At 62.3% G+C, this 22,403-nt stretch carries 20 protein-coding genes; 6 read left to right on the top strand and 14 right to left on the bottom strand.

What is annotated here, in order from left to right:
- Positions 1-70 precede the first annotated feature (70 nt).
- The 9 genes from tssA to AB6809_RS30265 all read right to left on the bottom strand — a co-directional run bounded on the left by tssA (position 71) and on the right by AB6809_RS30265 (position 10,876).
- Positions 71-1,201 carry a type VI secretion system protein TssA gene (gene tssA, locus AB6809_RS30305; protein ID WP_029968709.1) on the bottom strand — a complete coding sequence of 377 codons (1,131 nt, stop codon included), beginning with the start codon at positions 1,199-1,201 and terminating at the stop codon, positions 71-73.
- 35 nt (positions 1,202-1,236) lie between these two features.
- A complete protein-coding gene (gene tssH, locus AB6809_RS30300) occupies positions 1,237-3,912 on the bottom strand; it encodes a type VI secretion system ATPase TssH (RefSeq protein WP_029968707.1) in 2,676 nt (891 codons plus the stop codon).
- Positions 3,913-3,945: 33 nt separating this feature from the next.
- Positions 3,946-5,040 carry a type VI secretion system baseplate subunit TssG gene (gene tssG / locus AB6809_RS30295; protein ID WP_006052920.1) on the bottom strand — a complete coding sequence of 365 codons (1,095 nt, stop codon included), beginning with the start codon at positions 5,038-5,040 and terminating at the stop codon, positions 3,946-3,948.
- Positions 5,004-6,842 carry a type VI secretion system baseplate subunit TssF gene (tssF, locus tag AB6809_RS30290; protein WP_006052921.1) on the bottom strand — a complete coding sequence of 613 codons (1,839 nt, stop codon included), beginning with the start codon at positions 6,840-6,842 and terminating at the stop codon, positions 5,004-5,006. The genes tssG and tssF overlap by 37 nt, the downstream gene beginning before the upstream one ends.
- Before the next feature lie 108 nt (positions 6,843-6,950).
- Positions 6,951-7,430, bottom strand: a complete 480-nt coding sequence (tssE, locus tag AB6809_RS30285; RefSeq protein WP_006052922.1) for a type VI secretion system baseplate subunit TssE — start codon at positions 7,428-7,430, stop codon at positions 6,951-6,953.
- A gap of 87 nt (positions 7,431-7,517) precedes the next feature.
- On the bottom strand, positions 7,518-8,021 hold the full coding sequence (locus tag AB6809_RS30280; RefSeq protein ID WP_006052923.1) for a type VI secretion system tube protein Hcp: 504 nt from the start codon (positions 8,019-8,021) through the stop codon (positions 7,518-7,520).
- 72 nt (positions 8,022-8,093) lie between these two features.
- On the bottom strand, positions 8,094-9,584 hold the full coding sequence (tssC, locus tag AB6809_RS30275) for a type VI secretion system contractile sheath large subunit (protein ID WP_006052924.1): 1,491 nt from the start codon (positions 9,582-9,584) through the stop codon (positions 8,094-8,096).
- A 14-nt stretch (positions 9,585-9,598) separates the two neighbouring features.
- Positions 9,599-10,147, bottom strand: a complete 549-nt coding sequence (gene tssB, locus AB6809_RS30270) for a type VI secretion system contractile sheath small subunit (protein WP_006052925.1) — start codon at positions 10,145-10,147, stop codon at positions 9,599-9,601.
- 36 nt (positions 10,148-10,183) lie between these two features.
- Positions 10,184-10,876 (bottom strand): M48 family metallopeptidase, encoded by a 693-nt coding sequence (locus AB6809_RS30265; protein WP_006052926.1) that lies wholly within the window; start codon positions 10,874-10,876, stop codon positions 10,184-10,186.
- Between the two features lie 382 nt (positions 10,877-11,258).
- Here AB6809_RS30265 and tssJ point away from each other — a divergent pair, with 382 nt between their 5' ends.
- From tssJ to icmH, 3 genes are all read left to right on the top strand, one after another.
- Positions 11,259-11,885 carry a type VI secretion system lipoprotein TssJ gene (gene tssJ / locus AB6809_RS30260; protein WP_029968704.1) on the top strand — a complete coding sequence of 209 codons (627 nt, stop codon included), beginning with the start codon at positions 11,259-11,261 and terminating at the stop codon, positions 11,883-11,885.
- A gap of 108 nt (positions 11,886-11,993) precedes the next feature.
- On the top strand, positions 11,994-13,340 hold the full coding sequence (gene tssK, locus AB6809_RS30255; RefSeq protein ID WP_029968702.1) for a type VI secretion system baseplate subunit TssK: 1,347 nt from the start codon (positions 11,994-11,996) through the stop codon (positions 13,338-13,340).
- The gene (gene icmH, locus AB6809_RS30250; RefSeq protein WP_029968700.1) at positions 13,337-14,116 is read left to right on the top strand and encodes a type IVB secretion system protein IcmH/DotU; all 780 of its coding nucleotides are present in this window, start codon (positions 13,337-13,339) and stop codon (positions 14,114-14,116) included. Before tssK ends, icmH begins: the two co-directional genes overlap by 4 nt.
- 137 nt (positions 14,117-14,253) lie before the next feature.
- Here the strand turns inward: icmH and zwf are convergent, their stop codons facing one another.
- From zwf to AB6809_RS30225, 5 genes are all read right to left on the bottom strand, one after another.
- Positions 14,254-15,735 carry a glucose-6-phosphate dehydrogenase gene (gene zwf, locus AB6809_RS30245; RefSeq protein WP_029968698.1) on the bottom strand — a complete coding sequence of 494 codons (1,482 nt, stop codon included), beginning with the start codon at positions 15,733-15,735 and terminating at the stop codon, positions 14,254-14,256.
- A 283-nt stretch (positions 15,736-16,018) separates the two neighbouring features.
- Positions 16,019-16,954: a bifunctional Delta(1)-pyrroline-2-carboxylate/Delta(1)-piperideine-2-carboxylate reductase gene (gene lhpI, locus AB6809_RS30240; RefSeq protein WP_029968696.1), complete on the bottom strand. Its 936-nt coding sequence runs from the start codon at positions 16,952-16,954 to the stop codon at positions 16,019-16,021.
- A gap of 136 nt (positions 16,955-17,090) precedes the next feature.
- The gene (locus tag AB6809_RS30235) at positions 17,091-17,354 is read right to left on the bottom strand and encodes a hypothetical protein (RefSeq protein ID WP_029968694.1); all 264 of its coding nucleotides are present in this window, start codon (positions 17,352-17,354) and stop codon (positions 17,091-17,093) included.
- A 77-nt stretch (positions 17,355-17,431) separates the two neighbouring features.
- A complete protein-coding gene (locus AB6809_RS30230; protein WP_029968693.1) occupies positions 17,432-18,064 on the bottom strand; it encodes a C39 family peptidase in 633 nt (210 codons plus the stop codon).
- Positions 18,065-18,111: 47 nt separating this feature from the next.
- Positions 18,112-19,452 (bottom strand): FAD-binding oxidoreductase, encoded by a 1,341-nt coding sequence (locus AB6809_RS30225; protein WP_029968692.1) that lies wholly within the window; start codon positions 19,450-19,452, stop codon positions 18,112-18,114.
- Between the two features lie 259 nt (positions 19,453-19,711).
- Between AB6809_RS30225 and AB6809_RS30220 the strand changes: the two genes are divergently transcribed.
- The 3 genes from AB6809_RS30220 to AB6809_RS30210 all read left to right on the top strand — a co-directional run bounded on the left by AB6809_RS30220 (position 19,712) and on the right by AB6809_RS30210 (position 22,383).
- On the top strand, positions 19,712-19,966 hold the full coding sequence (locus tag AB6809_RS30220) for a helix-turn-helix domain-containing protein (protein ID WP_029968691.1): 255 nt from the start codon (positions 19,712-19,714) through the stop codon (positions 19,964-19,966).
- Positions 19,967-19,968: 2 nt separating this feature from the next.
- Positions 19,969-21,312 carry a type II toxin-antitoxin system HipA family toxin gene (locus AB6809_RS30215; RefSeq protein WP_029968690.1) on the top strand — a complete coding sequence of 448 codons (1,344 nt, stop codon included), beginning with the start codon at positions 19,969-19,971 and terminating at the stop codon, positions 21,310-21,312.
- Positions 21,313-21,528: 216 nt separating this feature from the next.
- Positions 21,529-22,383, top strand: coding sequence for a helix-turn-helix domain-containing protein (locus AB6809_RS30210; RefSeq protein WP_006053220.1), 855 nt, complete (start codon positions 21,529-21,531; stop codon positions 22,381-22,383).
- Positions 22,384-22,403 lie beyond the last annotated feature (20 nt).

The following is a 22,403-nucleotide window of genomic DNA, read 5'->3' as shown; positions in this document are numbered from 1 at the left end:
TGAAGCATGAAAAAAGCCTGGCCTGGGTTCTCTCGACCCAGGCCAGGCTTTTTAATTTCGACGCGGACGTCTAGCTGTTTTCTTCAGGCTTCACACCCAGCAACTCACGAATGTGCGCGAGCGAGCCGTCGTCTTTCACCACCGTCGACAGCCATTGATGCAACGGCATGTCCGCCGCTTCGGCAGCCTTCTCGGCAAAGTACGCAGCCGGATTGTGCGGCTCCGTACTGCGAAAGAAACGGGCCACCGCGCGCAACTGCGCGACGGCTTGCGCACGGCTCTGGATGCCTGCGACTGCGTGGGTCGGCGTGGTCGTCAACACAGGTTCCTCGCGTTGCGGTGAGGTCTTGAAAGTGGGCTCGGCGCGTTCGTGTTCGTGCGCGTGTTCATGACTTGCCGAAGCACTCGATCCACTACCGGGCGTCTGCTGCGCTTGTGCGGTCACACCGAGTTCGCGCGCAAAGCGTTCGGCGAGACGATAGACGCTTTCATAGGCGTCTTTCGCCTGACGGAAACTTGGCGCAAAGTCCGCAGCGCGACGATCCAGTTCCTGTTCGAGCGCGAGCATCGCCGTTTCGAACGCCTTGAGATCGGCCAGCAACGTCGAATAGAACGCGGGCGGCGTCGCACGTTTCGACGCGTCGATCTGCTCGATGGACGGCTTGCCGCGCGCGATGTCGTCGGCATGATCGGGATCGCGCTTTACCGCTTGCGCGACATGCGTGGCGACGTCCCAATCGATCGTGCTGTACGCATTCCCTTGCGACGACGTGAGCGGCATTGCACGCAGCAGATCGCCGGTTCGCCCGACGAGCCACACGACATTGCCAAGGCGATATTCGGTGTCGTCGCCTTCCGGCAGCGGATGGACGGTGTCCCAGTACTTCTCGCACAGCGCCGTGAGCAGCGTGTAGCCCTGCGTGAGACCGCCCACGCCTTCTTCAATCGCGAGCGCTTCGGTGAGCCACACGGCAAGGCGCAAGTCTTTCGTTTGCGTCTGCAGTAACGCACTGGAGCGCTCGATCACCAGCGGCCAGTCGGCTTCCTTGATTTCGGTGACCCATTCGCCCTGGTCGAGCGACGGGTCTTCGAAACGCCGCGCGTGCTGGATTGCATCGAAGTCGGCGGAGAACAGAAGATCTTCGCCACAGGGCGCACCTTCACTGATTGGAGCAAGCAGCGTATTCAGATCGATCGGCATGGCATGGAGCTTTCAAGTTTCATTCGTCAAACCGCTTATACGACGGCGTAGTCGAACTCGCCCGCCTCGGTCGCTCGCACCGAAATGCGCTCGATCGCCGCACCGTTGGCAATGCGCTCGAGTACTTGTTGTGCGACTTCGGGCAGCAGCGTGCCGTTCAGAATATGGTCGACATTGCGCGCACCCGAATCCACTTCGGTACAGCGCGCGAGCACCGCATCGACCAGCGACTCGTCCCACTCGAACACCGCCTTGTGATTAGATTCGATGCGGCGGCGAATTCTTTCCAGCTTCAACTCGATGATTTCAGCGAGCACGTCGTCGGAAATCGGATAGTACGGCACTACTTTCATGCGGCCGAGAAACGCCGGCTTAAACGCTTTATACAGTTGCGGACGCAAGGTTTCGGCGAGTGCGTCAGCGTCGGGCAACTCGTCGGCACTTTTATTCAGGCAAGCCTGCATGACCGCTTGCGAACCGACATTCGACGTGAGAATGATGAGCGTATTGCGGAAGTCGATCTCGCGGCCTTCGGCGTCGTCCATCGTGCCCTTGTCGAATACCTGGAAGAACATTTCGAGTACATCGGGATGCGCCTTTTCGACTTCATCGAGCAGCACCACCGAATACGGATTGCGGCGCACCGCTTCCGTGAGTACGCCGCCCTCGCCATAACCGACGTAACCGGGCGGCGAGCCTTTCAGGCCCGAAACGCTATGCGCTTCCTGATACTCGCTCATGTTGATCGTCACCATCTTGCGCTCGCCGCCGTACAGCACATCGGCGAGTGCGAGCGCCGTTTCGGTCTTGCCGACACCCGAAGGCCCGACGAACATGAACACACCGCGCGGCTTATTCGGATCTTCGAGATTCGCGCTGGCCGTGCGCACTCGCTGCGCGATGGCTTCAAGCGCATGATCCTGACCGATCACGCGCGCGGCAAGGAGCGGCTGCAGATTCAGCACCGTCTGGATCTCATCCTTCACCATGCGGCCCAGCGGAATGCCCGTCCACGACGCAACGATTTCAGCGACGACGTGCCCGTCCACCTGCAACGGCACCATCGGCTGAGTACCTTGCAATGCATGCAATTCGGCCACGCGCAGCGCGAGCGTTTCGCGCGCTTGCGCCGCTTTCTGCGCCTGCTCCGCGTCCGCACTGCTCACGCGAGCCGCGTCGATGTCCGAACGCAAGCCGACGATCTCGGTCACCAGCGCACGCTCCTTGTCGTAGCGCGCTTCGTCGGCGGCGAGATGCTTCAGATCTTCTTCGCGCAGCTCGCGCAATTGCGCGAGCCGTTCGTCGTGCTGCGCGCCGCTCGCGACCTCGCGTTCGAGTGCGGCGATTTCCGCGTCGATGCGTTCCAGGCGCTTTTTCGTATCGTCGATTGCGGCCGGTGTCGAGCTATGCGCGAGCGCGACTTTCGCGCAAGCGGTGTCGAGCACGCTGATCGCCTTGTCGGGCAATTGCCGCCCGCTAATATAGCGATGCGACAGGCGCACCGCTTCCGCGATCGCGTCATCGAGCACGCGCACGTTGAAGTGCTTTTCCATTAACGACGCCATGCCGCGCAACATCGCCGCGGCAAGCGCCTCGCTCGGCTCTTCGATCTTCACGACCTGAAAGCGGCGCGCGAGCGCCGCGTCTTTCTCGAAGTACTTCTTGTACTCGCTCCATGTCGTCGCCGCGATGGTGCGCAATTCGCCCCGCGCCAACGCGGGCTTCAGAAGGTTGGCCGCATCGTTCTGCCCGGCCTGGCCGCCCGCGCCGATGATCGTGTGCGCTTCGTCGATGAAGAGAATGATCGGATGCGGGCTCTTCTTCACTTCGTCGATCACGTTCTTCAGGCGGTTCTCGAACTCGCCCTTCACACTTGCGCCCGCTTGCAAGAGGCCCATGTCGAGCACATGCAGTGCGACGCCTTTGAGCGGCGCGGGTACGTCGTCGGCGGCAATGCGCAGCGCGAGTCCTTCGACCACGGCCGTCTTGCCGACGCCCGCCTCGCCCGTCATGATCGGATTGTTCTGGCGGCGCCGCATCAGAATGTCGATAGTCTGGCGAATCTCGCCTTCGCGTCCGATCACCGGATCAATCTTGCCTTCACGCGCGCGCTGCGTGAGATTGCTGGTGTATGTATCGAGTGCGGGCGTTTTTGACGGAGCGCCCGACGTTGATTCTGAACCCGCTATATCGCTCGTATTGTGTTCCGTGTTTTGCGCGTCATTGGCGCGCTCGACTTCGCGCGAGCCCGCGGTCAACTCGTCGAAGTTATGCTTGAGCTCGGTCACAGGTACATCGCGCAGCAGCGGCGACATGCGTTCTGCGAATTGCGCGAGATCAGGCGCACTCAGCAACGCAAGCAGCAAATGCCCGGAACGGATGCGCCCAATCTGCGAATCGAGCGATGCGATCAACCACGCCTGCTCGAGCAGATCGATCAGATGCTTGGAGAACACCGGCGTGCGCGTATTGCCGCTTTTCAGGCGCTGCAATTCGCGCTCGATGTCCGCGCGCAACGCATGCGGATCGATTCTGCTCGCACGCAGAACGAGCGCAACATCGCTTGCCGGCTCGTCGAGCAGCGCAAGCAGCAGATGCTCGACGTCGACCTCGTAATGACCGCGCGCGAGACAGTTGTTCGCCGCCAGCAACGCTGCTTGCCGGCAGGTCGGATTGAGTTTCGCGATCAGGGTGTTGAGGGACGTGCTCATGTCGTGCGATCCGGTCAGGTTCTATCGTTATGGTCAGTGAATCACATGCAGTTCGTAGCGGGCATCCGCGCGATCGCGGTCGGCATCGCGCGTGCAGAGGAATGCGTCCCAGCCGAGGCGCGCGCCGTTGCTCAGGAGCGCCGGCCCAACCGCCTCGCGGCGCAGTACCAGCGACACTTCGTACTCCAGCGTAATACCGGCGAGCAGCGTCAGCATGCGTTCGAGTGCAACGGCGCGATCCGCCCCCGGCAGGAATGCTTCGTAATCGGCTTTACCAAGCGGGCCGATCACGAGCCGCGCCCGCATGTCGCGCTGCCAGACGCGCTCGCCCGCCAGCGCAGTGGCGCCGAGCGTCGCGTTGACGCTGCCGAGTACCGTCAATTGATCGCGCGGTACGTCGTACCACTTGCCGACAAACTGTTCGACGCGCACAGGAACCTTGAAGTAGTCCGACAGCGTGCGTTGTAAATAAGCTGCCGACACGGGTCTGTGCCGCGCGGGCAATGCGTAACCGGCAATCGCTTCGTCGAATAGCGCGCCGTCGCCGCTTTGCAGGCTGCTGCGCGTGTCGTTGTCGGCCACGCCCGCAAGCGCGAGCAGCAATGGCAAATAGCGCTCGTCGCGATCCAGTTCGTAATGAAACGGCAAACGGTACTTCTTCCACGCCGCATAAAAGAGCGCGGTGGCGCGATTCGAAAATACATCGAAGAACTCGCGCGCGGCGCGGTCTCGCTTGATCTGCTCTCGCGCGATGATCTGCTCGGTGTAATGCAGCGGCAACGCACCTTGCCCGCCGAGCAAACCGAAAAACGCGGGGGTAATATCGACTTTATCGAGTGAGCCCGCCTCGAGCGCCGTGGTGCGCTGCGCTTTTTCTTTTAGCGGCAAGCCTTCGTCGTCGTAGGATTGCGCGCCGTGAATTTCGCTCGGCGGAAACGACAGGGACAGCGAATTGCGAAAGGAAATGCGCTGCGCGACGATGTCGCCCGAACGCCCGACTGTAGATGGCGATTGCTGTGCGAACCACTTCTCGAGCAGACGCACCGCCTGAAAAAATTCAAAGCGGTGCGGCTCGTCGAGAAACTGCTCGACTACGCCAGGATCGATTCGCCGCTGCGCGGTTTGCATCGCAAGATCTCCTCGCCCGTGCGCTTCGACACGACGACCAGTTGCACAAAGCTGTTCAGATGCACGTACAGCCCGAAGAATGTGTCGATCACCCGCACGAACGACGCGAGACTCGTGCCGACGAAATGTTCTTCGTCGATCGTCAGGCGAATTTCTATGCCGCGCACGAAAGTGGCGAACGGTTTGCCCGGCAGCCATTGCACGGCTGCGCGCTGCTCGATTCCGACGAGCCCGTCGATATGCCGCGCCGATACCGCCGTGCGCCGCAAATCGTAGAGCACCAGCATTTCCTTCAACGCGGAAAGACCGCTATTCGCGAGCGACACGTGATTCAGCGCGAGATGCGAAATGAGCCGCCAGTGCGCCGCGCGCCCACGTTCGAAACGCACAGTCGGCGTCGGCCGGCGCAGCATCGTAATGTTGCCGGTCAGCGAGCCGCCTTCGAGAAACAGATCGCCGCCTTCCAGACCCACCGCGAGACCGGCGGGCAAATCGCGATTCGTACACGTCAGGTCGAGACTCAGCGTGTCGGTTTGCGGCGCGGCCGGTTCAAAGTCGATATCGACAATGGAGATTTCCGTCTCATAGCCGGGGCTTTTTTGCGCGACCCAGTCGTTGCGCCGTGCGAACCAGTAGTGTCCGGCGCGGGCCGCCTCACCGTGATGCAGCGAATAGAACGGCCGGAATTCAGTCACCGATTCCTGATGCGCCTGTTGCCTGACGAGCTTCACCGAATCGATCGAATAGACTTCGTAAGCGAATGCGCGGCGCGCTTCGGCGATCACCGGATAGGAGATCGCCTGATGATTCACGCGAATGGGTTCGCCGTGCTGTTCGAACAGATTGACCACCGGCGTGCAAAAGAGCCGCAGGTGATGTGCGGACAACGCATCGAGAAGCCGCGCGACATGCGAATCGCTGCGTACTTCCTTGAGCACGACGTGTAGTGTCAGACGCTGGCAGCGGCCCGCCGCACGCGTCATTGCCGCGAGATCGAAGTCGGCGAAACTGAATTTTTCCGGGAACGCAAAGTACTCGGTGAGAAGCCGGTAAGCCGGGTGCGATTTGGCGGGATAGTCGATTAGCGCGTCGTCTTCGTCAAAGCCTGCTTGCGCGAGCGGCGACGTGCGCAATGGCGTCCATACGCCGCGCCGGTCCGCTTCGACATACGTGGCCATTGCATTGACGAACAGGCAATCGGCAAGCGCTGCAATGAACGACTGCTCGCCGTGCAGATGCGCGCGCAAGGTACTGACTTTCAATGCGGACAGATCGAGTTGCGCAGCGGTCGATTCGAAAGTGATCGACACAATGGCGGTTGCATTGCCGGGCAATACCGTCGCGCTCGGCGCCATCGCCACTGACGTGTACTTTGCCTCGGAAATGCGAACCGGCGCGAGCGTGACGTCGTACGCGGTACGGAAACGGCATTGCACGCCGCGAATGGGCCGCGATTTGAGTTCCGTGCCGCGCTCTATCGTAACGGGCTCGGTCAGATGACTCAGCGCTGCGGACGTGCCCAGTTGCGCGATCGAGCATGAAGGAAATGGCCGCAGATAGTGCGGATACAACACTTCCAGCAGCGCTTCGGTGAATTCGGGGTAATCGTCGTCGAGCTTCTTGTTGATGCGCGCGCCGAGCAATGCGAACGATTCGATCATCCGCTCGACGTGCGGATCTTCGCAATGCTCGCCGGACATTGCCAGACGCGCCGCGATCTTCGGATAGCGCTCCGCGAAATCGCGCGAATAGCGCCGCAGAAATGACAGTTCGCGCTCGTAATACGGCAGCAATTCTTCCATCGATCTATCCCCGAACCCGAACCCTCTACGCCTGAACTAATGCCGCCGTTGCGCGTCGCCGCGGCGCTCAGGCGGTATTGAAGCCAAGCGTATTAAACAAAACAGCGTCTACAGTTTCGCGCGTGCGCGCGTCACCGAGTATTGCAATGTGGACGGCTGCAACATCGCATCGAAACTGACCGGTTCTTCTGCCGGATGAACGACCAGCAACGCCTGAATCGCGAAATAAAGCGCGTTGGTCGATTGTTCGTTCAGTTCGAGTGTGACCGATACCTGCTGCAAGCGCGGCTCATGCCGTGCAATGGCCTGCTGAATCGATTTGCAAATGAACGTGCGGTCATAGTGACTCGCGAGACTCAAACCCGCGAAGTCGTTCAGACCATAGGTCAGCACCGAGCGCTGACATTCGGGCAAGGCCGCGAGTTCATGCTCGGTCAGCGCAATTCGCGTGTTGAGAATCGCCTCGACGTCGCGCGCGACGGTGGCCTTGAGTTCCTCCAACGACAATTGCCGCATCGCCGGTGAAGCCGGCAGATGCGGTTCGTCGTCGAACAGCTTGTCGAGAAAGCTGGGCTCGAAGCGTTTCATCGGCGTCCGAAGAAGCGGTTCATGACAGGCGCACGCCGCGCGCGCCAACCTTTTCAGGCAATGCGCGCTGCGGCGTGCGCCCGTGCATTACACCGCGTACGTCTTGTCGTTCTTCGTCAGGCTCCACGCGCCTTGCGCATTGCCGCCCTGATTGCCGCCGATCTTCTGCTGCGTGTACTTCCACTGCACCGCGGCGTACTTCAGCGAGAACTGCTCGCTCGGCAATCCTTCGCCGACGACGCTCGGCGTCACGCTCGAAATGATCACGTACTTCAGCTTCACTTCCAGGTACTTGATGCGATTGCCTTCGCCATCCGAACGCATGAAGTCGATGGTGACTTCGTCGAACGTCGTGCCGCCCGATGCATGCTGATAAATCAGCGGGCTCACCACGTCGATGTCTTTCGTGAACTGCATGTCGGCGTGTTCGCAACGCTCGGACGTATGACCGCCCGCCGTCGAAGCCGTCGCCGAACGCGGTTGCGTGATGGAGTGGCTCCACGAATCGATCTCGATCCAGCCAGCGTGATCTTTATCGGCAGACTCGCCTTTGATCGCCGGATTGCCGAATTTTAAATAGATGTCCTTCATAACTCATCGACTCCCCAAAGAGGTGGTTTTAACAGCTACCCCGGGCGGCCCGCCCGGGTATTCTGACTTCGTTTATGAATTGGCCGGTTTCGGCAGATCGGCGACGAGCCGCAAGGAAATGGACAGTTCGTCGAGCTGGAAATGTGGGCGCAGGAACGCCACGGACCGATAAACACCCGGCTTGCCAGGAATCTCCGAGACCTGGATCGATGCTTCACGCAGCGGGAACTGCGCTTTCTGCTCCTGAGTTGCGTTGTCATCCAGCAGCACGTACTGCGAGATCCAGCGGTTCAGGAAAACTTCCACGTTCTGCGCGGATGCAAAACTGCCGATCTTGTCGCGCATCATCGCCTTCAGGTAATGCGCGACGCGCGATACCGAGAAGATGTACTGCAATTGCGCAGAGAGAACCGCATTGGCGTTCGCGCTGTCGGTGCTGTATTTCTTGGGTTTCTGCACCGATTGCGCGGCGAAGAACGCGGCATAGTCGGAGTTCTTGCAATGCACGAGCGGAATAAAACCGAGGTCGCTCAGTTCTTTTTCGCGGCGGTCCGTAATGGCGATTTCGGTCGGGCACTTCAGCGCGATTTCGCCGTCGTCGGTCTTGAACGTGTGCGTCGGCAGATCTTCGACAAGACCGCCGCCTTCCACGCCGCGAATGGCGGCGCACCAGCCGAAGTCGTCGAATGCGGCCGTGAGACGTGCTGCAAATGCCCATGCCGCGTTACACCACAGGTACTTGCTGTGATCCGTGCCGTCCACGTCCTCGACGAAATTGAAGCCTTCCGCGGTGGCGCCGTCTTTCGGATTGAACGGCAAGCGGCCGAGAAAACGCGGCAGCGTGAGGCCGACGTAGCGCGAGTCTTCCGAGTCGCGGAACGACTTCCATTTTGCGTATTCGACGGTGTCGAATACCTTGCCGAGATCGCGCGGCTTGCCGAGATCGGCAAACGTTTCAAGGCCGAGCAATTCAGGCGACGCCGATGCGATAAACGGCGCATGCGCGGCTGCCGCAACATGCGACATCTGCTCGATGAAGTACACGTCTTCCGGCTGACGCGTGACTTCAAAGTCGCCGATGATCGCGCCGAACGGCGAGCCGCCGAACGTGCCGAACTCTTCTTCGTAAATCTTCTTGAAGAGCGCGCTCTGGTCGAATTCGATCGCGGTCTTGAAGTCGCGCACGAGGTCGCGCTTGGGCGCATGCAGCGCCTTGATCTTGACCGTCGAACCGGTGTTGCTCTCCTTGCACAGATAGTCGAGCCCGCGCCACGTGCTTTCCATGCGCTGGAATTCCGGCGCGTGCATCACCGCGCTCAATTGCGCGGAAATGAGCCGGTCGAGTTCGGCAACGCGCGCGTCGATCGTGGCCGACAGATTGTCGGAGACCACCACCGTGCCGTCGAGCACCTCGCGCACGAGTTCGCCGATCAGGTCTTTCGCGCGCGCATGCTCGGAATCGGACTTCGCCACGCGGCTTTTCTCGACGATCTCGTCGAGCAGCGTGGATTCCGTACCGCTTTGCGCGGTAGCGAGTTGGGCTGCCGCCGTTTGCTGGTTCATCTCACACCCCGTGCTTATTCGCCTTGCTTGTCTTGATCCGGCGCGCCGCCGTCCCGGTTCGCCGCATTGCTCTGGTCTTTCGCCAGCGTCTGCAACTGCTGCGTGTTGTTCAATACTTCGGACAGCAGATCTTCGAGCTTGTCGTTGCCGGCCAGCTTGTTGCGCAGATCGGCGAGCTTCGAACGCGCTTCGAGCAGACGCCGCAGCGGGTCGATTTGCGCAACCACTTCGTCCGGACTGAAATCGGCCATCGACTTGAAGCGCAGATCGACTGCGAATTTGCCGCCGGCTTCGCTCAGGCGGTTCTCGACCTGAAACGCCGCGCGCGGCTCGATCGCCTTCATCACGTCGTCGAAATTATCGCGGTCGATACTGACGAACTTGCGATCGCGCAGCTTGGGCTGCTCGACTTCGGACTGCCCCGCCAGATCGGCCACCACGCCGACGACGAACGGCAGCTCCTTGACTTCGATCGCATCGCCGCGCTCCACCTCATAGGTGAGCTGCACGCGGGGCGGCCGCACTTTCTGCAAGCGTTTCTGTATGCTTTCTTTCTTCGCCATCGTCGGCTCCCGAATGCTGATGGTGAGGCGTGAAGATCAGCGCAGCGCGCTGAACGGATCTGACGCGCCGCCGCTTTGCGCGGCCTTGGCGGGCGCTGCGGGCGCCGCAGGTGCGGGAGTGGGAGCGGCAGGAGCAGCCGGCGTGGCGGCAGGGGCCGCGGCGCTGGTGGTTGCTTCCGGCGCTTCCACGGCCTTGCTCTTCGTGACGCGGCGAATCACGCGCTTTTTCTTCTGAGCCTGCTTGTCGTTCGGGTCGGGCGGGAACAGCGTTGCCTCGCCGAGCGTGTCGCGCAACTGCTTCGCGAGCGCCTGCGCGTCCGACTTCGCATCGCCTGCGAGCGACGCGTCCTGACGCAACTCACCCAGTGATTGCGTGGCGACGCGCAGGCCCGCGACGGCCAGCACGCTCTTTGCCTGACGATCGGTCTGGTCGCGCTGCAACGCTTCTTGCGCGGCGACAATAGCCTGCCCGTAATGACCTTGCGCGAACTGGATCTGCGCAATGCGCGACCACGGTTCTTCGCGCGTCGGATCGGATTTTGAAAGCTGCTGATAAAGCGCGATAGCGCGATCCTGATCGCCGCCTTTCGCCACGGTATCCGCGTCCGCGAGTTGCTTATTAAAAGCCTCCGGTGTGGTTGCCGCGTTGTTGCCCTGTGTCGCGCAACCGGCCATCACGCCGCAAGCCAACACTACCCCAGATAGTTTTACTAACAGACGGTCATTCATCGTTTTTCACCGACGTGCGATTTTTTAATTCAAGGGAGAAACCGGAGTTTTGCTTTGCTTCAAGTGCGCGGGTATAGTACAGGCCAACTTTCGATAATTCAACTTTCATGTGAAGAAGCATTGCACGAAAAAAATACGCATGGATCTTTAAAACCAGGCGAGCAGAAATTGTTTCCTGACGCAATAGTAGCAGCTCGCGCTCCGGCAAAAATTTCCACTAGCGGACGAAAGATGCGCTCAGCATGGGCATTACATGCGCGTTGCATCGAGCGGCAGTAGAGCGGCAGTAAACGGCAGAAAGCGGCATTAGTTGCTGAAATCTCGCCGGAATGATTTCGTTATTGATGTTTAGACGGGGGACGGCGGCAGCCGGTCGATGTATATGAATTCGCGTCTTGTTCGCCATGCATCGCTATTGATTACTCACGCCGCCTTATGCGCCCTTCTGGGCGGTTGCGCCGCGGGCGTGACGGTGCTCGGAGCCGCTGCCAACGCGGCTTTGCAGGCAAGCGGCCTCGGTAAGCCGGAACTGCCGGACGCGCAGAAACCGCCGCGCAATGTCGCGCTCACGTTATATGCGGCGCCCAATCTGAATGCCGCGAATGACAAACGCCCTTTGGCGCTGGTCGTGCGTCTTTACGCTTTGAAAGATCCGACTTCATTCCAGCAGGCGCCATTCGACGCATTTACCGATGTCGGCAAGGAAAAGACCACTCTCGGCGGCGATCTGCTCAGCGTGCGCGAAGTGACGCTAATCCCCGGCCAACGTTACGTTGTTACCGAAAAGGTGTCGCGTGAAGCGCAGGCATTGGGTATCGTCGCGCTATTCCGCGATCCGGCCATGCAGCGTTGGAAATTCGCCTTCGACCCGGCGAAGTCGGAGAAATCCGGCATAATGGTCGGCCTGCATAACTGTGCAATGACCGTGACCAACGGCACAGTGATCCCGCCGGAACAGGGATTGCCCGCACAGCCGCTGAATATGCTTTCTTCGGTTAGCTGCGGTTAAAGATGCCGGACCATTGCGATTTAACATTTTCTAGAGAATTAACAATGCGACGCCCGAATCGGGTTATTCCGGGCGCGCCGCACGCTGAACCCATATAACAGGTTTGACATGAGTTATTCCGCAAAAGTGCTCTGGGGAGAAGGCCTGTTTCTGAGGCCGCAGCATTTTCAGCGTCAGGACGCCTATCACGAGGCGCGCCTCTTCGAGTCGATCCAGGCCATCCAGCCGTACAACTGGGGCGTGCGCTCCGCGCGCTTCGACCGCGACGCGCTCGGCAGCAACGTGCTGCGCGTGAGCGAACTGTCGCTGGTGTTTCCCGACGGCGCGCTCTACTCCGCGCCGCAAGCGGACGACCTGCCGCCGCCCATCGCGCTCGACACGTTGCCCGACGGCATCAACGAATTCACGTTCTATCTCGCGCTGCATCCGCTGCGCGAGACAGGCGCCAACTATTCGCAGGACAGCAGCGCGGGCTTCGTCGCGCGGTACGTGAGCGAGCAGACGCCCGTCGCCGATCATTTCACCGACGCCGCCGAAGCCGACATCACGTTCCTCAAGACGAGCGTCAAGTTGATCGCTCATAGCGAGCCGCGCGATCAATTGCTGTCGGTGCCGCTCGTGCGCGTGCGCCGCACGGCGACGTCGGGCTTCGAGATCGACGACAGCTTCGTGCCGCCGTGTCTCGCCATCGACGCGTCGCCGGTTCTGCATCAGCGGCTGCGCCAATTGATCGACGCGTTGCAGGCGAAGGTCAACGCGCTCTATGGTTTTCACCGCGAGCCGACCAAGAACATCATCGAGTTCCGTTCGGGCGACATCGCGTCGTTCTGGCTGCTGCACACGGCGAGCGCGGCGTTTGCGTCGCTTGCGCATCTGTATCAGCATTCGGCGCTGCATCCCGAGCGGCTCTTTCAGGAACTGCTGCGCCTCGCCGGCCAGTTGATGACGTTCTCGAAGGGCTATGCGCTATCCGATCTGCCGGCCTATCGTCACGACGATCCGGGCCCCGGCTTCGCGCGGCTCGACACGATCCTGCGCGATCTGCTCGAAACGGTGATCTCCACGCGCTACTTCGCGATCGCGCTCGAAGAAGTGCGTCCGTCGTTTCATGCGGGCCGGCTCGATTCCGGCAAGATCGACGACAAGACGATGTTCTACATTGCCGTGTCCGCCGACATGCCGACGGCCGAGCTCGTCGAAGCGGTGCCCGCACGCTTCAAGGTCGGCGCGCCCGACGACGTGGACAAGCTCGTGCTCTCGGCCATGCCGGGCGTGCGGCTCGTCTACACGCCGCAAGTGCCGCCCGCCATTCCCGTGCGACCCGGCGCGTGCTACTTCTCGTTCGAGCCGCGCGGCGGCCTCTATGAGCGCATGCTGCAGGCGCAATCGGCAATGATCTATGCGCCGTCGGGCATCAACGATCTTCAACTTGAACTGATCGCGGTCACATCATGAGCTACGCGCCTTCACTCTTTGGCGGCAGCACGCCTGCCGCGACGCCCGCTCCGGCGGCCGAGCCGAGCTATCAGGTCCGCTCGCTGCTCGACCTGCTGTACGACGGCTTCTTCATGCTGTTTCTTTTGAAGAACGGCCGCGAGCCGGGCGACGCGCATGAGTTCAGTCAGCGTATCCAGCAGTTTCTCGGCGACTTTGAGCGTGGCGCGAAGAAGCTGAACGCATCGGCGGAAGATGTGTACGCATCGAAGTTTGCGTTCTGTGCGGCTATCGACGAGTCGGTGCTGTCGTCCAGCTTCAGCATCCGCACCGAATGGGAACGGCGGCCGCTGCAACTGGTGCTGTTCGGCGAGCAGCTCGCGGGCGAGAAGTTCTTCCAGTATCTCGAGGAATGCCGGGCGCAAGGCGCGGCGCGGCTGCAATCGCTGGAAGTGTTCCATATGTGCCTGCTGCTCGGTTTCCAGGGCAAGTATCTGCTCGAAGGACCGGAGAAGCTCGCGTATCTGACGGCACGCATCGGCGATGAAATCGCGCATATGAAGGGCAAGCGCGCACCGTTCGCGCCGCATTGGCCGCTGCCCGATCAGGTCGCGCATCGTCTGAAGCGTGAAGTGCCGTTGTGGTCGATCGGCGCGGTTTTCGCGCTGGTCGGGTTGCTTGCGTATCTCGGCTTGAATACTTATCTGCGGGATCAGACGTTGCGCACGTTGGCGCCGTATTCGCAGGTGGTCAAGCTCGGGCCGCAATCGGCCACGCTGACGATTTCGCTGCCGTAGCGCGGCAACGCGATAACGCGACGCGTCGCGTCGCGTCGCGTCGCTGGACAAAAAAATGGCCTGCATCGCACAGGCCATTTTTCATTGCGCTAAAGAAGCCGACAATGACAATTGCCGGCCGCTCGCATGTGCTTAACTTACTGCGACTCCTCCGCCCAAACGGCATTCTCACGCGCCATGAGCGCCGTCGACGCAGCCGGCCCGAACGTGCCCGCCGTATAGTTGCGCGGCCGCTCGCCGGACTTCGCCCATCCTTCGAGAATCGGCTCGGCCCAGGCCCACGCGGCTTCGAGTTCGTCGCGGCGCATGAAGTGCGTGAGGCGTCCGCGAATTACGTCGATCAGCAAACGCTCGTAGGCTTCCGCGCGGCGCTCGCTGAACGCCTGCTGCAAATCGAGGTTCAGATTCACCGGCAGCATATGCATGCCGCTGCCCGGTTCCTTCGCGAGCACCTGAAGCTGGATCGACTCTTCCGGCTGCAACTGGATCACGAGACGGTTGCCGTAGTTGCGCCCGCCGCTCGGAATGATGGAGAACGGCAAGTCGGAGAATTCGATGACGATCTCCGACACCTTCTTCTGCATGCGTTTGCCGGTGCGCAGGAAAAACGGCACGTTGGCCCAGCGCCAGTTGTTGATATGCGCGCGCAACGCGACGAAGGTCTCGGCGCGGCTGCCGGCCGGCACATTCTCTTCCTGGAGGTAGCCCTTCACCGCCTCGCCGTCGACCGCGCCGGCCGTGTACTGGCCGCGCACGGTATCACGGGCGATGTCCTCGGGCGTCATGGGCCGCAGCGAGCGCAACACCTTGAGCTTTTCGTCGCGGACCGCATCGGGATCGAGCGACACGGGCGGCTCCATTGCAACGATGCACAGCAGTTGCAGCAGGTGGTTCTGCACCATGTCGCGCAGCGCGCCGGTCTTGTCGTAGAAGCCGGCGCGGCTGCCCACGCCGACCGTTTCCGCGACCGTGATCTGCACGCGCTTGATGTACGGCGCCTGCCACAGCGGCCCGAAAATCGGATTGCCGAAGCGCAGCACCATCAGGTTCTGCACCGTTTCCTTGCCGAGGTAATGGTCGATCCGGTAGATCTGCGCTTCGTTGAAATGCTTGCCGACCGCGGTGTTGATCTCCTGCGCGGACGCGAGATCGTGACCGAGCGGCTTTTCGAGCACGACACGCGACTGGTCGTCCACGAGTTCCGCAGCCGAGAGGTTCTCGCAAATGTTCATGAAGAGATCCGGCGACGTCGCCAGATAAAAGACGCGGCGCACACCGTCGCGCGATGCTTCCCTCAGGCGCAGATAGTCGTCGGCCGAATCGACGTCCATGCGCACGTATTCGAACAGCGCGAGGAATTTGTCCCACGCGGCGGCATCGAACGCTTTCTTTTCGATGAAGGGCTTGGCCTTCTGCTCCATGAACTCGGCGATGTATTCCTCGCGCGACCAAGGCTTGCGCCCGATCGTGAGAATGCGCGTCTCGGGCGGCAAATTGCAATGCAGATGCGCCATGTACAGCGCGGGCAGCAGCTTGCGAAACGACAGGTCGCCGGTGCCGCCGAAGATGATCATGTCGAGCGGAAGCTCGGGAGTCGCAGAAGCGTGTTGAGTCGTCATAGCGCGGTCGCAGCGTGGTGAGAAGGAAGGCGTCGTCGGATGCCGAAGAACCAGCGACAACCGCTGGCCCTGGGCAAAGGCGGAAGAAGCCGATGCTGGGCCTGACGGCACCCATCGGCAGGTTTTTCCGGCAAACGCCTATGGTGCAACGTTTTGCGATTGTTTGCACGGCAACATGCGCCGCACGTTGGCGCAATATGCCAACGCGGGCGGCAAGGCGCTGTTTTTAAGGCGTTTTTCGCGCGCCGGCCGATGTCGCTCGCTGTCGCGTGCTGTCACCTGCTTATCCGCGCGACCAAGCCTCGCGCGCGACGCGGCAGGCCGCCAGATCCCACGCCGCACAGCCGACGCTTTTGAAAACGACCGGTGTTTGGGCAGGCGCCGGAGCAGACGTGTCCAGCACCGAAGCAATGCCGCGAACGCTGGCCCAATCCACGCCGGCCTGGATGAAATCGCCGGCCTCGTGTTTCGCGCCCGCCTCGTCGTCGACGAAAAGCGCGCTGCCCGCAATGGTGCGCGCGCCGATTTCCACCATCTCGGGCGTGAACGCGCCGACGCCGATCACGAGCCGCCCCGCGCGCGCCGCCTCGTCGTAAACCGGCTGACGGCTCGTGGTCAGCGCAATCACCGTGTCGATCGATTCCGGCAGCGGCGCGTCGGGCTGCGCAAGCGGCTGCAACTCCGACACCTTGCCGCGATGCGCGGCGCAAAACGCCTCAGCGCGCGCCGGCGCACTGCCCTTCACCCAGACGCGCGCCTCGGGATAGAGCTCGCCGATCGCTTGCAGATGATTGAGCGCCTGCGTGCCCGTGCCGATCAGCAGAAACTCGCGCGGCCTGGCCGCGGCAAAGGTGGCGACGCCGAGCATCGACATAGCCGCGGTGCGGCGGCCGGTCACCGTCGGGCCGTCGAGGATGAAAAGCGTCTCGCCGGTGTCGGCGTCGAATGCCATCACCTGGCCGTGGATGGTCGGCAAGCCGCGCGGCCCGTTGCGCGGGCACACGTTGACCAGCTTGTGGATCGCGAGGTCCGGCGCGGTCGCGGGCATCGACAGCAGAACGCCGCCTTCGTTGAGCGGCACGACGAGGCGCTCGGGACTCGCTATGCGCCGCTGCGCGTAGTCGATGCTGGCGCGCTTTAACGCGTCGACGAGCGCGGCGTACGGTGTGAGCCGCGCGGTCGCTTCGGCGTCGAAGATCTGCGTGGTCGGACGGGTCATGGGTGAGATAGGTGGTCGCAGTCGGAATAACCGATTCTACGACGCGGGACGGCGTCGGCAGCGCATCACGGCATGCCGCGCCGATGCGCGACGCGCTTCCCCGCGCGTCGCGCACGCTGTTTCGCTCAAAGCGGATTTATTGCGCCGCGGTCGACTTCCCGTCGCTGTCGCCGGACTTCTTGCCGCCTTTGAACATCGCGCGGCAAGGCGGGCTCAGTTCGTCGACGTGCTGCTTCATGCACGCCGTGATCTTCGCCTTGTTCGGAATTTCGGACGCGCAAAAGTGCATGGCGTCGCCGCGGCAGGCCTTGGCCTGTTCATCGTGGGTGGCGGCATGCGCCGCGCCGACGGTGCTGAGTGCGACAAGGCTCGCGGCGAGCAGGGCGTGAGTTTTCTTCATGTCGGGTCCTGTATCGCAGATGTCGATACGGACGGTCGAGCAGAAAACGGGCCTGATCGGCAGCGGCTTGCCGCCGCTCAGCGCCCCGGCCAACTGAGCGTCATCCCGCGTCGCGCGTAGAACCGCGTCATCGTCGCGAACGGCAGATAAACATCAGCCTGCTGCGGCCCGATGCCCGAAGGATTGTGAAACCACACGCCGCCGGCATCGCGTCCGTGCAGCAAAACGAGGTGTCCGCCCTGGCGCTGGTTCGGCTCGTCGGGGTAGCGGATCTCCGGGCTCACCGACACGATGGCGAGCGTGCGCGCATCGAGACGCGCGGCGATTTCCTCCATGGACGCCTGCGGCAACACGTCGACGCGTACGCCGAACGCCTCCTGCACCCATACCGCAAACGGACGATAGATCAGGCCGTCGACGCCGCCGTCATCCCGCATGCGATATACGCCGTGCCGCAACGCTTCGTCGAGCAGCGCGGCGCGCGGCGCGTGTTCGATACGCCAATAGTCGAGCGCGGATTCGAGGCACGTCAGCCCGCAAAGGCGCTTCGCCCAGAAACGGTAGCGCTGCGGGTCCGTGAAGCCGCTCGTCTGCCAGCCGGGATCGTCGCAAGGATCGGCTGCCCGCTCGACGATAGCGCGCACCCAGTCGGGGCTGCCCCACTGGGTGTAGTACGGAACTCCGGCGTGACGCAAAGTCGGTTCGTTCATGCTGACGTGATCGGAAGAATGCGGGCGGAGAAAATCGGCAGGCGCGCTCATAGCATGCTGCGAGGCCGCTGCATCGTGCCGTCGAAGAAACGCTGCAAACGGAACGCGGACAGATCGAGCGACGGCTGCCCGCCGTCGTTGATCTCCGCGAGCAGCTTGCCGACGATCGGGCCCATCGCGAAACCGTGCCCGCAAAAGCCGGTGGCAATGGTCAGACCGCTGACTTGCGGCGGCGCGTCGATGACCGGAATGCCGTCGGGCAGCACATCGATCAGGCCGGCCCACGATTCGACGACCTGCGCGTCCTTCAACGCGGGAAAGAGCGCGCGCAGCTTCGCCAGCGCGCGCGGCGCGTGGCTCGTGTTCGGCTGCGGATGCGGATCGCGCGGATGCAGCAGGCGCTCGCCAGGCGGCACGGCGCCCGGCAGTCGCTCACGCAAGTCGCGCAGACACGCGCCGTTCAGATGAAAGCTGAACTTCTCGCGCTGACTCCACAGCTCCGGCACAAACCATTTGAGCGCACGGAAATGCCCGAGCGTCATGTCGACGTCGACCTGCATGTCGTCGGCGAGATTGATCGCCCCGTTCGCGCGCTGCCGCACGCCGAGCCCGTGGCCCCAGAAAGTCGACGCGCTCACATGCGGCAACGGATTCGTGCGCATGCAGGTGCCGCGCACCGCCTGCTGCGGCAGTTCGAGGCCCAGCGTCTTCAGCAGACGCCAACTGCTCGCGCCCGCGGCGCAAATGAAACGCGGCGTGTGGACCGTCCCGCGCTCGGTCACCACGCCTGCAATCGCACCGGCCGCGAGTTCCACGCCCAGTACGCCGCAGCCTTCGAAAAAAAGCGCGCCGGCTTGCGCGGCCCGCGCCGCGAAAGCGGCGGCGGCGCGGCGCGGCTCGGCCTGACCGTCGCTCGGCGTGTAGAGGCCGCCCAGCGCCGTGCCTTGCATGCCGGTCACCACCGCGTCGATCTGCTTGCGATCGAGCGTGCGCGTGTCGAGCCCGTGCTGCCGCGCCACGTCCATCCATTGCTGGAACGAGGTCCAGTCGTCCTCGTCGGTGGCGACATAGAGGCAACCGCCCTGACGCCACTCCAGATCGAAATCCAGTTCGCGCTCGAGGCTGGTCCACAGCGGAATGCCCGCCATCATCAGCGGAACTTCCGCCGATTCGCGGCCCTGCTGGCGCACGAAACCCCACGCTCGCGACGACTGCTGGCCGGCAATGCGCGACTTGTCGAGCACGACCACCGACAGCCCGCGCCGCGTCAGATAGTAGGCCGCCGCGCAACCCATGATGCCGGCGCCGGCGATCACCACGTCGGCGTGGTGCGGAAACGGTTGGTCGGCGGAGGTGAAGCCGGCGTGCAGCGGATAGGTTGTCGTCATCGGGCAAGGAGGTTTTAAGCGCGGACATCATCTTCGCAGGACAGGCGGTTGCCTGCAACGCCGACCTGCGCAAAGCGCTGGAAAGCCCGTCCGCATTGGGTTTGGCGGACGGACGACGGAGCGGGAAAATTATCTGCCAGACGAATAAATGGCAAATATCCGTCTGGCAGATATTTTGCACGCGTATTCATCTCGCGAATATTTGCCAAATATCCGCGAGACGAATAAAATGCATTTATTCGCCAAACGGATATTTGACATGCTGCATCTCATCGCCACCCCGAATCAGATTGCCCAGTTGCTTGCCGCGAGCAGACGGCAGGCAGGTCTCACTCAGGCGGAAGCCGCCGCGCGGGTGGGCGTGAGCCAAAGCCGCATTTCCACCTGGGAAACCGACGCAGCCGCGCTGACCGTGGCTCAACTGCTCGCGCTATGCGGCGCCTACGGGCTGCAGTTACAAATGCGCGACAAGAACAAGCCGGAGTTTGAGCCGGCGCCGTTGATCGAGTGGTGAGCATGACCCGCCCTACACATTCGCGCGCACTTTCCGTTTGGGCAAACGGCGAGCGCGTCGGCGTCTGGCGGATTCCGGCGCGCGGTCCGATGGAATTTTCCTACGACACAGCGTGGATCGCCTCGCCTGCCGGCAGGCCGTTGTCGCTCTCGCTGCCTTTCGCGCCCGGCAACCTGGCGCACAAAGGGCCGCGCGTCCTCAATTACTTCGACAACCTGCTGCCCGACAGCGAGGTCATCAGAAAGCGCATCGCGCAGCGCTATCAGACCGAGACGCTCGACGCCTTCGATCTGCTGCAAGCCATCGGCCGCGATTGCGTCGGCGCCGTGCAGTTGCTGCCCGAAGACGACGTGCCGGAGCACGTCGACCGGATCGAGGGTACGCCGCTCTCGGAGGCCGAAATCGAGACCATGCTGACGCGCACGGTGAGCGCGCCCACGCTCGGCGCAGCGGACCAAAGCGACGACGATTTCCGCATCTCCCTTGCCGGCGCGCAGGAAAAAACCGCGCTGCTATGGCACGAAGGACAATGGAAGCGGCCGCACGGCGCGACGCCCACCACGCATATCTTCAAGCTGCCGCTCGGACTCGTCGGCAACAAGCTGGCCGATCTCAGCACCTCGGTCGAAAACGAATGGCTGTGCCTGCGCATCCTGCGCGCCTACGGTTTGCCGGTCGCGAACACGGAAGTCGTGGCGTTCGGCAAACAGCGCGTGCTGAGCGTCGAGCGCTTCGACCGGCAACTGCATTCGAGCGGGCAATGGCTGTTGCGCCTGCCGCAAGAGGATTTTTGCCAGGTGTACGGCGTGCCGTCGCATCGCAAGTATGAGAATGAAGGCGGTCCCGGCGTGCTCGACCTCGCGCGCGTTTTGCAGCAATCGGTCGCGGCCGCGCAGGACATCGAAACGCTGCTCGCCAGCCAGATTCTCTTCTGGATGCTCGCCGCGCCGGACGGCCACGCGAAGAACTTCAGCATTCGCCTGCTCGCGGGCGGCCAATACCGGCTGACGCCGCTTTACGACGTCATGTCGATCTGGCCCGTCGAAGGCAGCGGGCCGAACCAGTGGTCGTGGTTCAAGGCGCGCCTTGCGATGGGCATGTGGTCGCGCAGCAAGCACGACGCGTTTCGCGACGTGCAGCGGCGCCACTTCAACACGATGGCGCTCAAATGCTCGTACGGCGCGAGCGCCGAACCGCTGATCGAGCGCCTCATCGAACAGACGCCGAACGTGATCGACCAGGTCTCGGCGGATTTGCCGGAACGGTTTCCGGCCAGGGTTGCCGAGCGGATCTTCAAAGGACTGAGGAACTCGGCGGCCAAACTCGCCAAGATGCCGGTGAACTGACGCCGTTCGCAAGAGCCCTGGGTGGATATGGCCCGGTTTCATCGGTAAAATGGGGTTATGCAAAGCGCATAACACAAAAAGCCGACCGCGATGTTTTTTGCGGTACATTTGCTGTCCCCCGCGTAGCTGCGTCGCGCCGTGTCCATGATGCATGGCCGCGTTACGCCTGCCGTATCGCCCACCACAGCCCTTTAAGACGGCGGATTCTCACGCAGTATGACCAACGAAACACACTCACCTGACTCCATCGCAGTCGCCGAGCGCGTGCGCGAGTTGATGAGCCGGCACGGAATCGGCAAGCGACAGCAAACCACAGAACTTTGCCGCATCCTCGATCTGAGCTTTTCGCAAGGGCACCGCAAGCTGCGCGGCAATAGCCCATGGACGCTGTCGCAAATCAAGAAGGTCGCCGAGGTGTACGGCGAGCCCGCCGCGCAGCTCTTCGGCGCGCAGTCGCTCGACCCCGGCATGGTCGGCGCGATCGCGCAGGAAGCCGTGTTCTGCATCGGCGCGATCGAATTGCCGTGCACCGCCTGGGTGGGCGCGGCGCTGGAACCCGGCAGCCGCCCGGACTTCGTCGCCTACTCGAAGCTCGGCCAGTGGCGCGTCGCGCGGCACGACGGCGCTCTGTATCAAAGCGCGTACGAAGTCCACAAGATCGAGATCTATCCGCGCCGCGCGGAGACCGACAAGCCGACCATCGCCGTGGTCGACGACGATCACGCGAGCGCCGACAATCTGCGCGATTACCTCGAGCGCAGCGGCTTTGCCGCCGTGGCGATCTACGGACTCGCGGCCTTTGCCGAGCAACTGCAAACGCAGGTGTTCGACGGCATCGTGATCGACTGGCTGTTCGGCTCGCAAACCTCGGCGGCCGCGATTCGCGCGGTGCGGGCGTCAGAAAATCCTGACGCGCCGATCTTCGTTCTGACAGGCGAATTGCTGACCGGCAAGGCGAGCGAGTCGGAGATCAGCCAGGTGATCCGTAATTACGACGTCGCCTGCTATGAAAAGCCCGCGCGGATGGCGATTCTCGTCGCCGATCTGTCGAAACGGCTGAATCGGCCCTGAGGCAGTAGTCCTGCGCTTGG

The sequence above is a fragment of the Paraburkholderia sp. RCC_158 genome, from assembly GCF_041355255.1.
GTDB lineage: Bacteria > Pseudomonadota > Gammaproteobacteria > Burkholderiales > Burkholderiaceae > Paraburkholderia > Paraburkholderia graminis.
Note: the sequence above shows the minus strand (reverse complement) of the source record. Positions and strands in the feature narration are given on the sequence as shown.

Bases quoted from the DNA above. Each gene is read 5' to 3' on its own strand.
- tssA (WP_029968709.1), bottom strand. From the start codon at position 1,201: ATGCCGATCGATCTGAATACGCTGCTTGCTCCAATCAGTGAAGGTGCG.
- tssH (WP_029968707.1), bottom strand. From the start codon at position 3,912: ATGAGCACGTCCCTCAACACCCTGATCGCGAAACTCAATCCGACCTGC.
- tssG (WP_006052920.1), bottom strand. From the start codon at position 5,040: ATGCAAACCGCGCAGCGGCGAATCGATCCTGGCGTAGTCGAGCAGTTT.
- tssF (WP_006052921.1), bottom strand. From the start codon at position 6,842: ATGGAAGAATTGCTGCCGTATTACGAGCGCGAACTGTCATTTCTGCGG.
- tssE (WP_006052922.1), bottom strand. From the start codon at position 7,430: ATGAAACGCTTCGAGCCCAGCTTTCTCGACAAGCTGTTCGACGACGAA.
- AB6809_RS30280 (WP_006052923.1), bottom strand. From the start codon at position 8,021: ATGAAGGACATCTATTTAAAATTCGGCAATCCGGCGATCAAAGGCGAG.
- tssC (WP_006052924.1), bottom strand. From the start codon at position 9,584: ATGAACCAGCAAACGGCGGCAGCCCAACTCGCTACCGCGCAAAGCGGT.
- tssB (WP_006052925.1), bottom strand. From the start codon at position 10,147: ATGGCGAAGAAAGAAAGCATACAGAAACGCTTGCAGAAAGTGCGGCCG.
- AB6809_RS30265 (WP_006052926.1), bottom strand. From the start codon at position 10,876: ATGAATGACCGTCTGTTAGTAAAACTATCTGGGGTAGTGTTGGCTTGC.
- tssJ (WP_029968704.1), top strand. From the start codon at position 11,259: ATGAATTCGCGTCTTGTTCGCCATGCATCGCTATTGATTACTCACGCC.
- tssK (WP_029968702.1), top strand. From the start codon at position 11,994: ATGAGTTATTCCGCAAAAGTGCTCTGGGGAGAAGGCCTGTTTCTGAGG.
- icmH (WP_029968700.1), top strand. From the start codon at position 13,337: ATGAGCTACGCGCCTTCACTCTTTGGCGGCAGCACGCCTGCCGCGACG.
- zwf (WP_029968698.1), bottom strand. From the start codon at position 15,735: ATGACGACTCAACACGCTTCTGCGACTCCCGAGCTTCCGCTCGACATG.
- lhpI (WP_029968696.1), bottom strand. From the start codon at position 16,954: ATGACCCGTCCGACCACGCAGATCTTCGACGCCGAAGCGACCGCGCGG.
- AB6809_RS30235 (WP_029968694.1), bottom strand. From the start codon at position 17,354: ATGAAGAAAACTCACGCCCTGCTCGCCGCGAGCCTTGTCGCACTCAGC.
- AB6809_RS30230 (WP_029968693.1), bottom strand. From the start codon at position 18,064: ATGAACGAACCGACTTTGCGTCACGCCGGAGTTCCGTACTACACCCAG.
- AB6809_RS30225 (WP_029968692.1), bottom strand. From the start codon at position 19,452: ATGACGACAACCTATCCGCTGCACGCCGGCTTCACCTCCGCCGACCAA.
- AB6809_RS30220 (WP_029968691.1), top strand. From the start codon at position 19,712: ATGCTGCATCTCATCGCCACCCCGAATCAGATTGCCCAGTTGCTTGCC.
- AB6809_RS30215 (WP_029968690.1), top strand. From the start codon at position 19,969: ATGACCCGCCCTACACATTCGCGCGCACTTTCCGTTTGGGCAAACGGC.
- AB6809_RS30210 (WP_006053220.1), top strand. From the start codon at position 21,529: ATGACCAACGAAACACACTCACCTGACTCCATCGCAGTCGCCGAGCGC.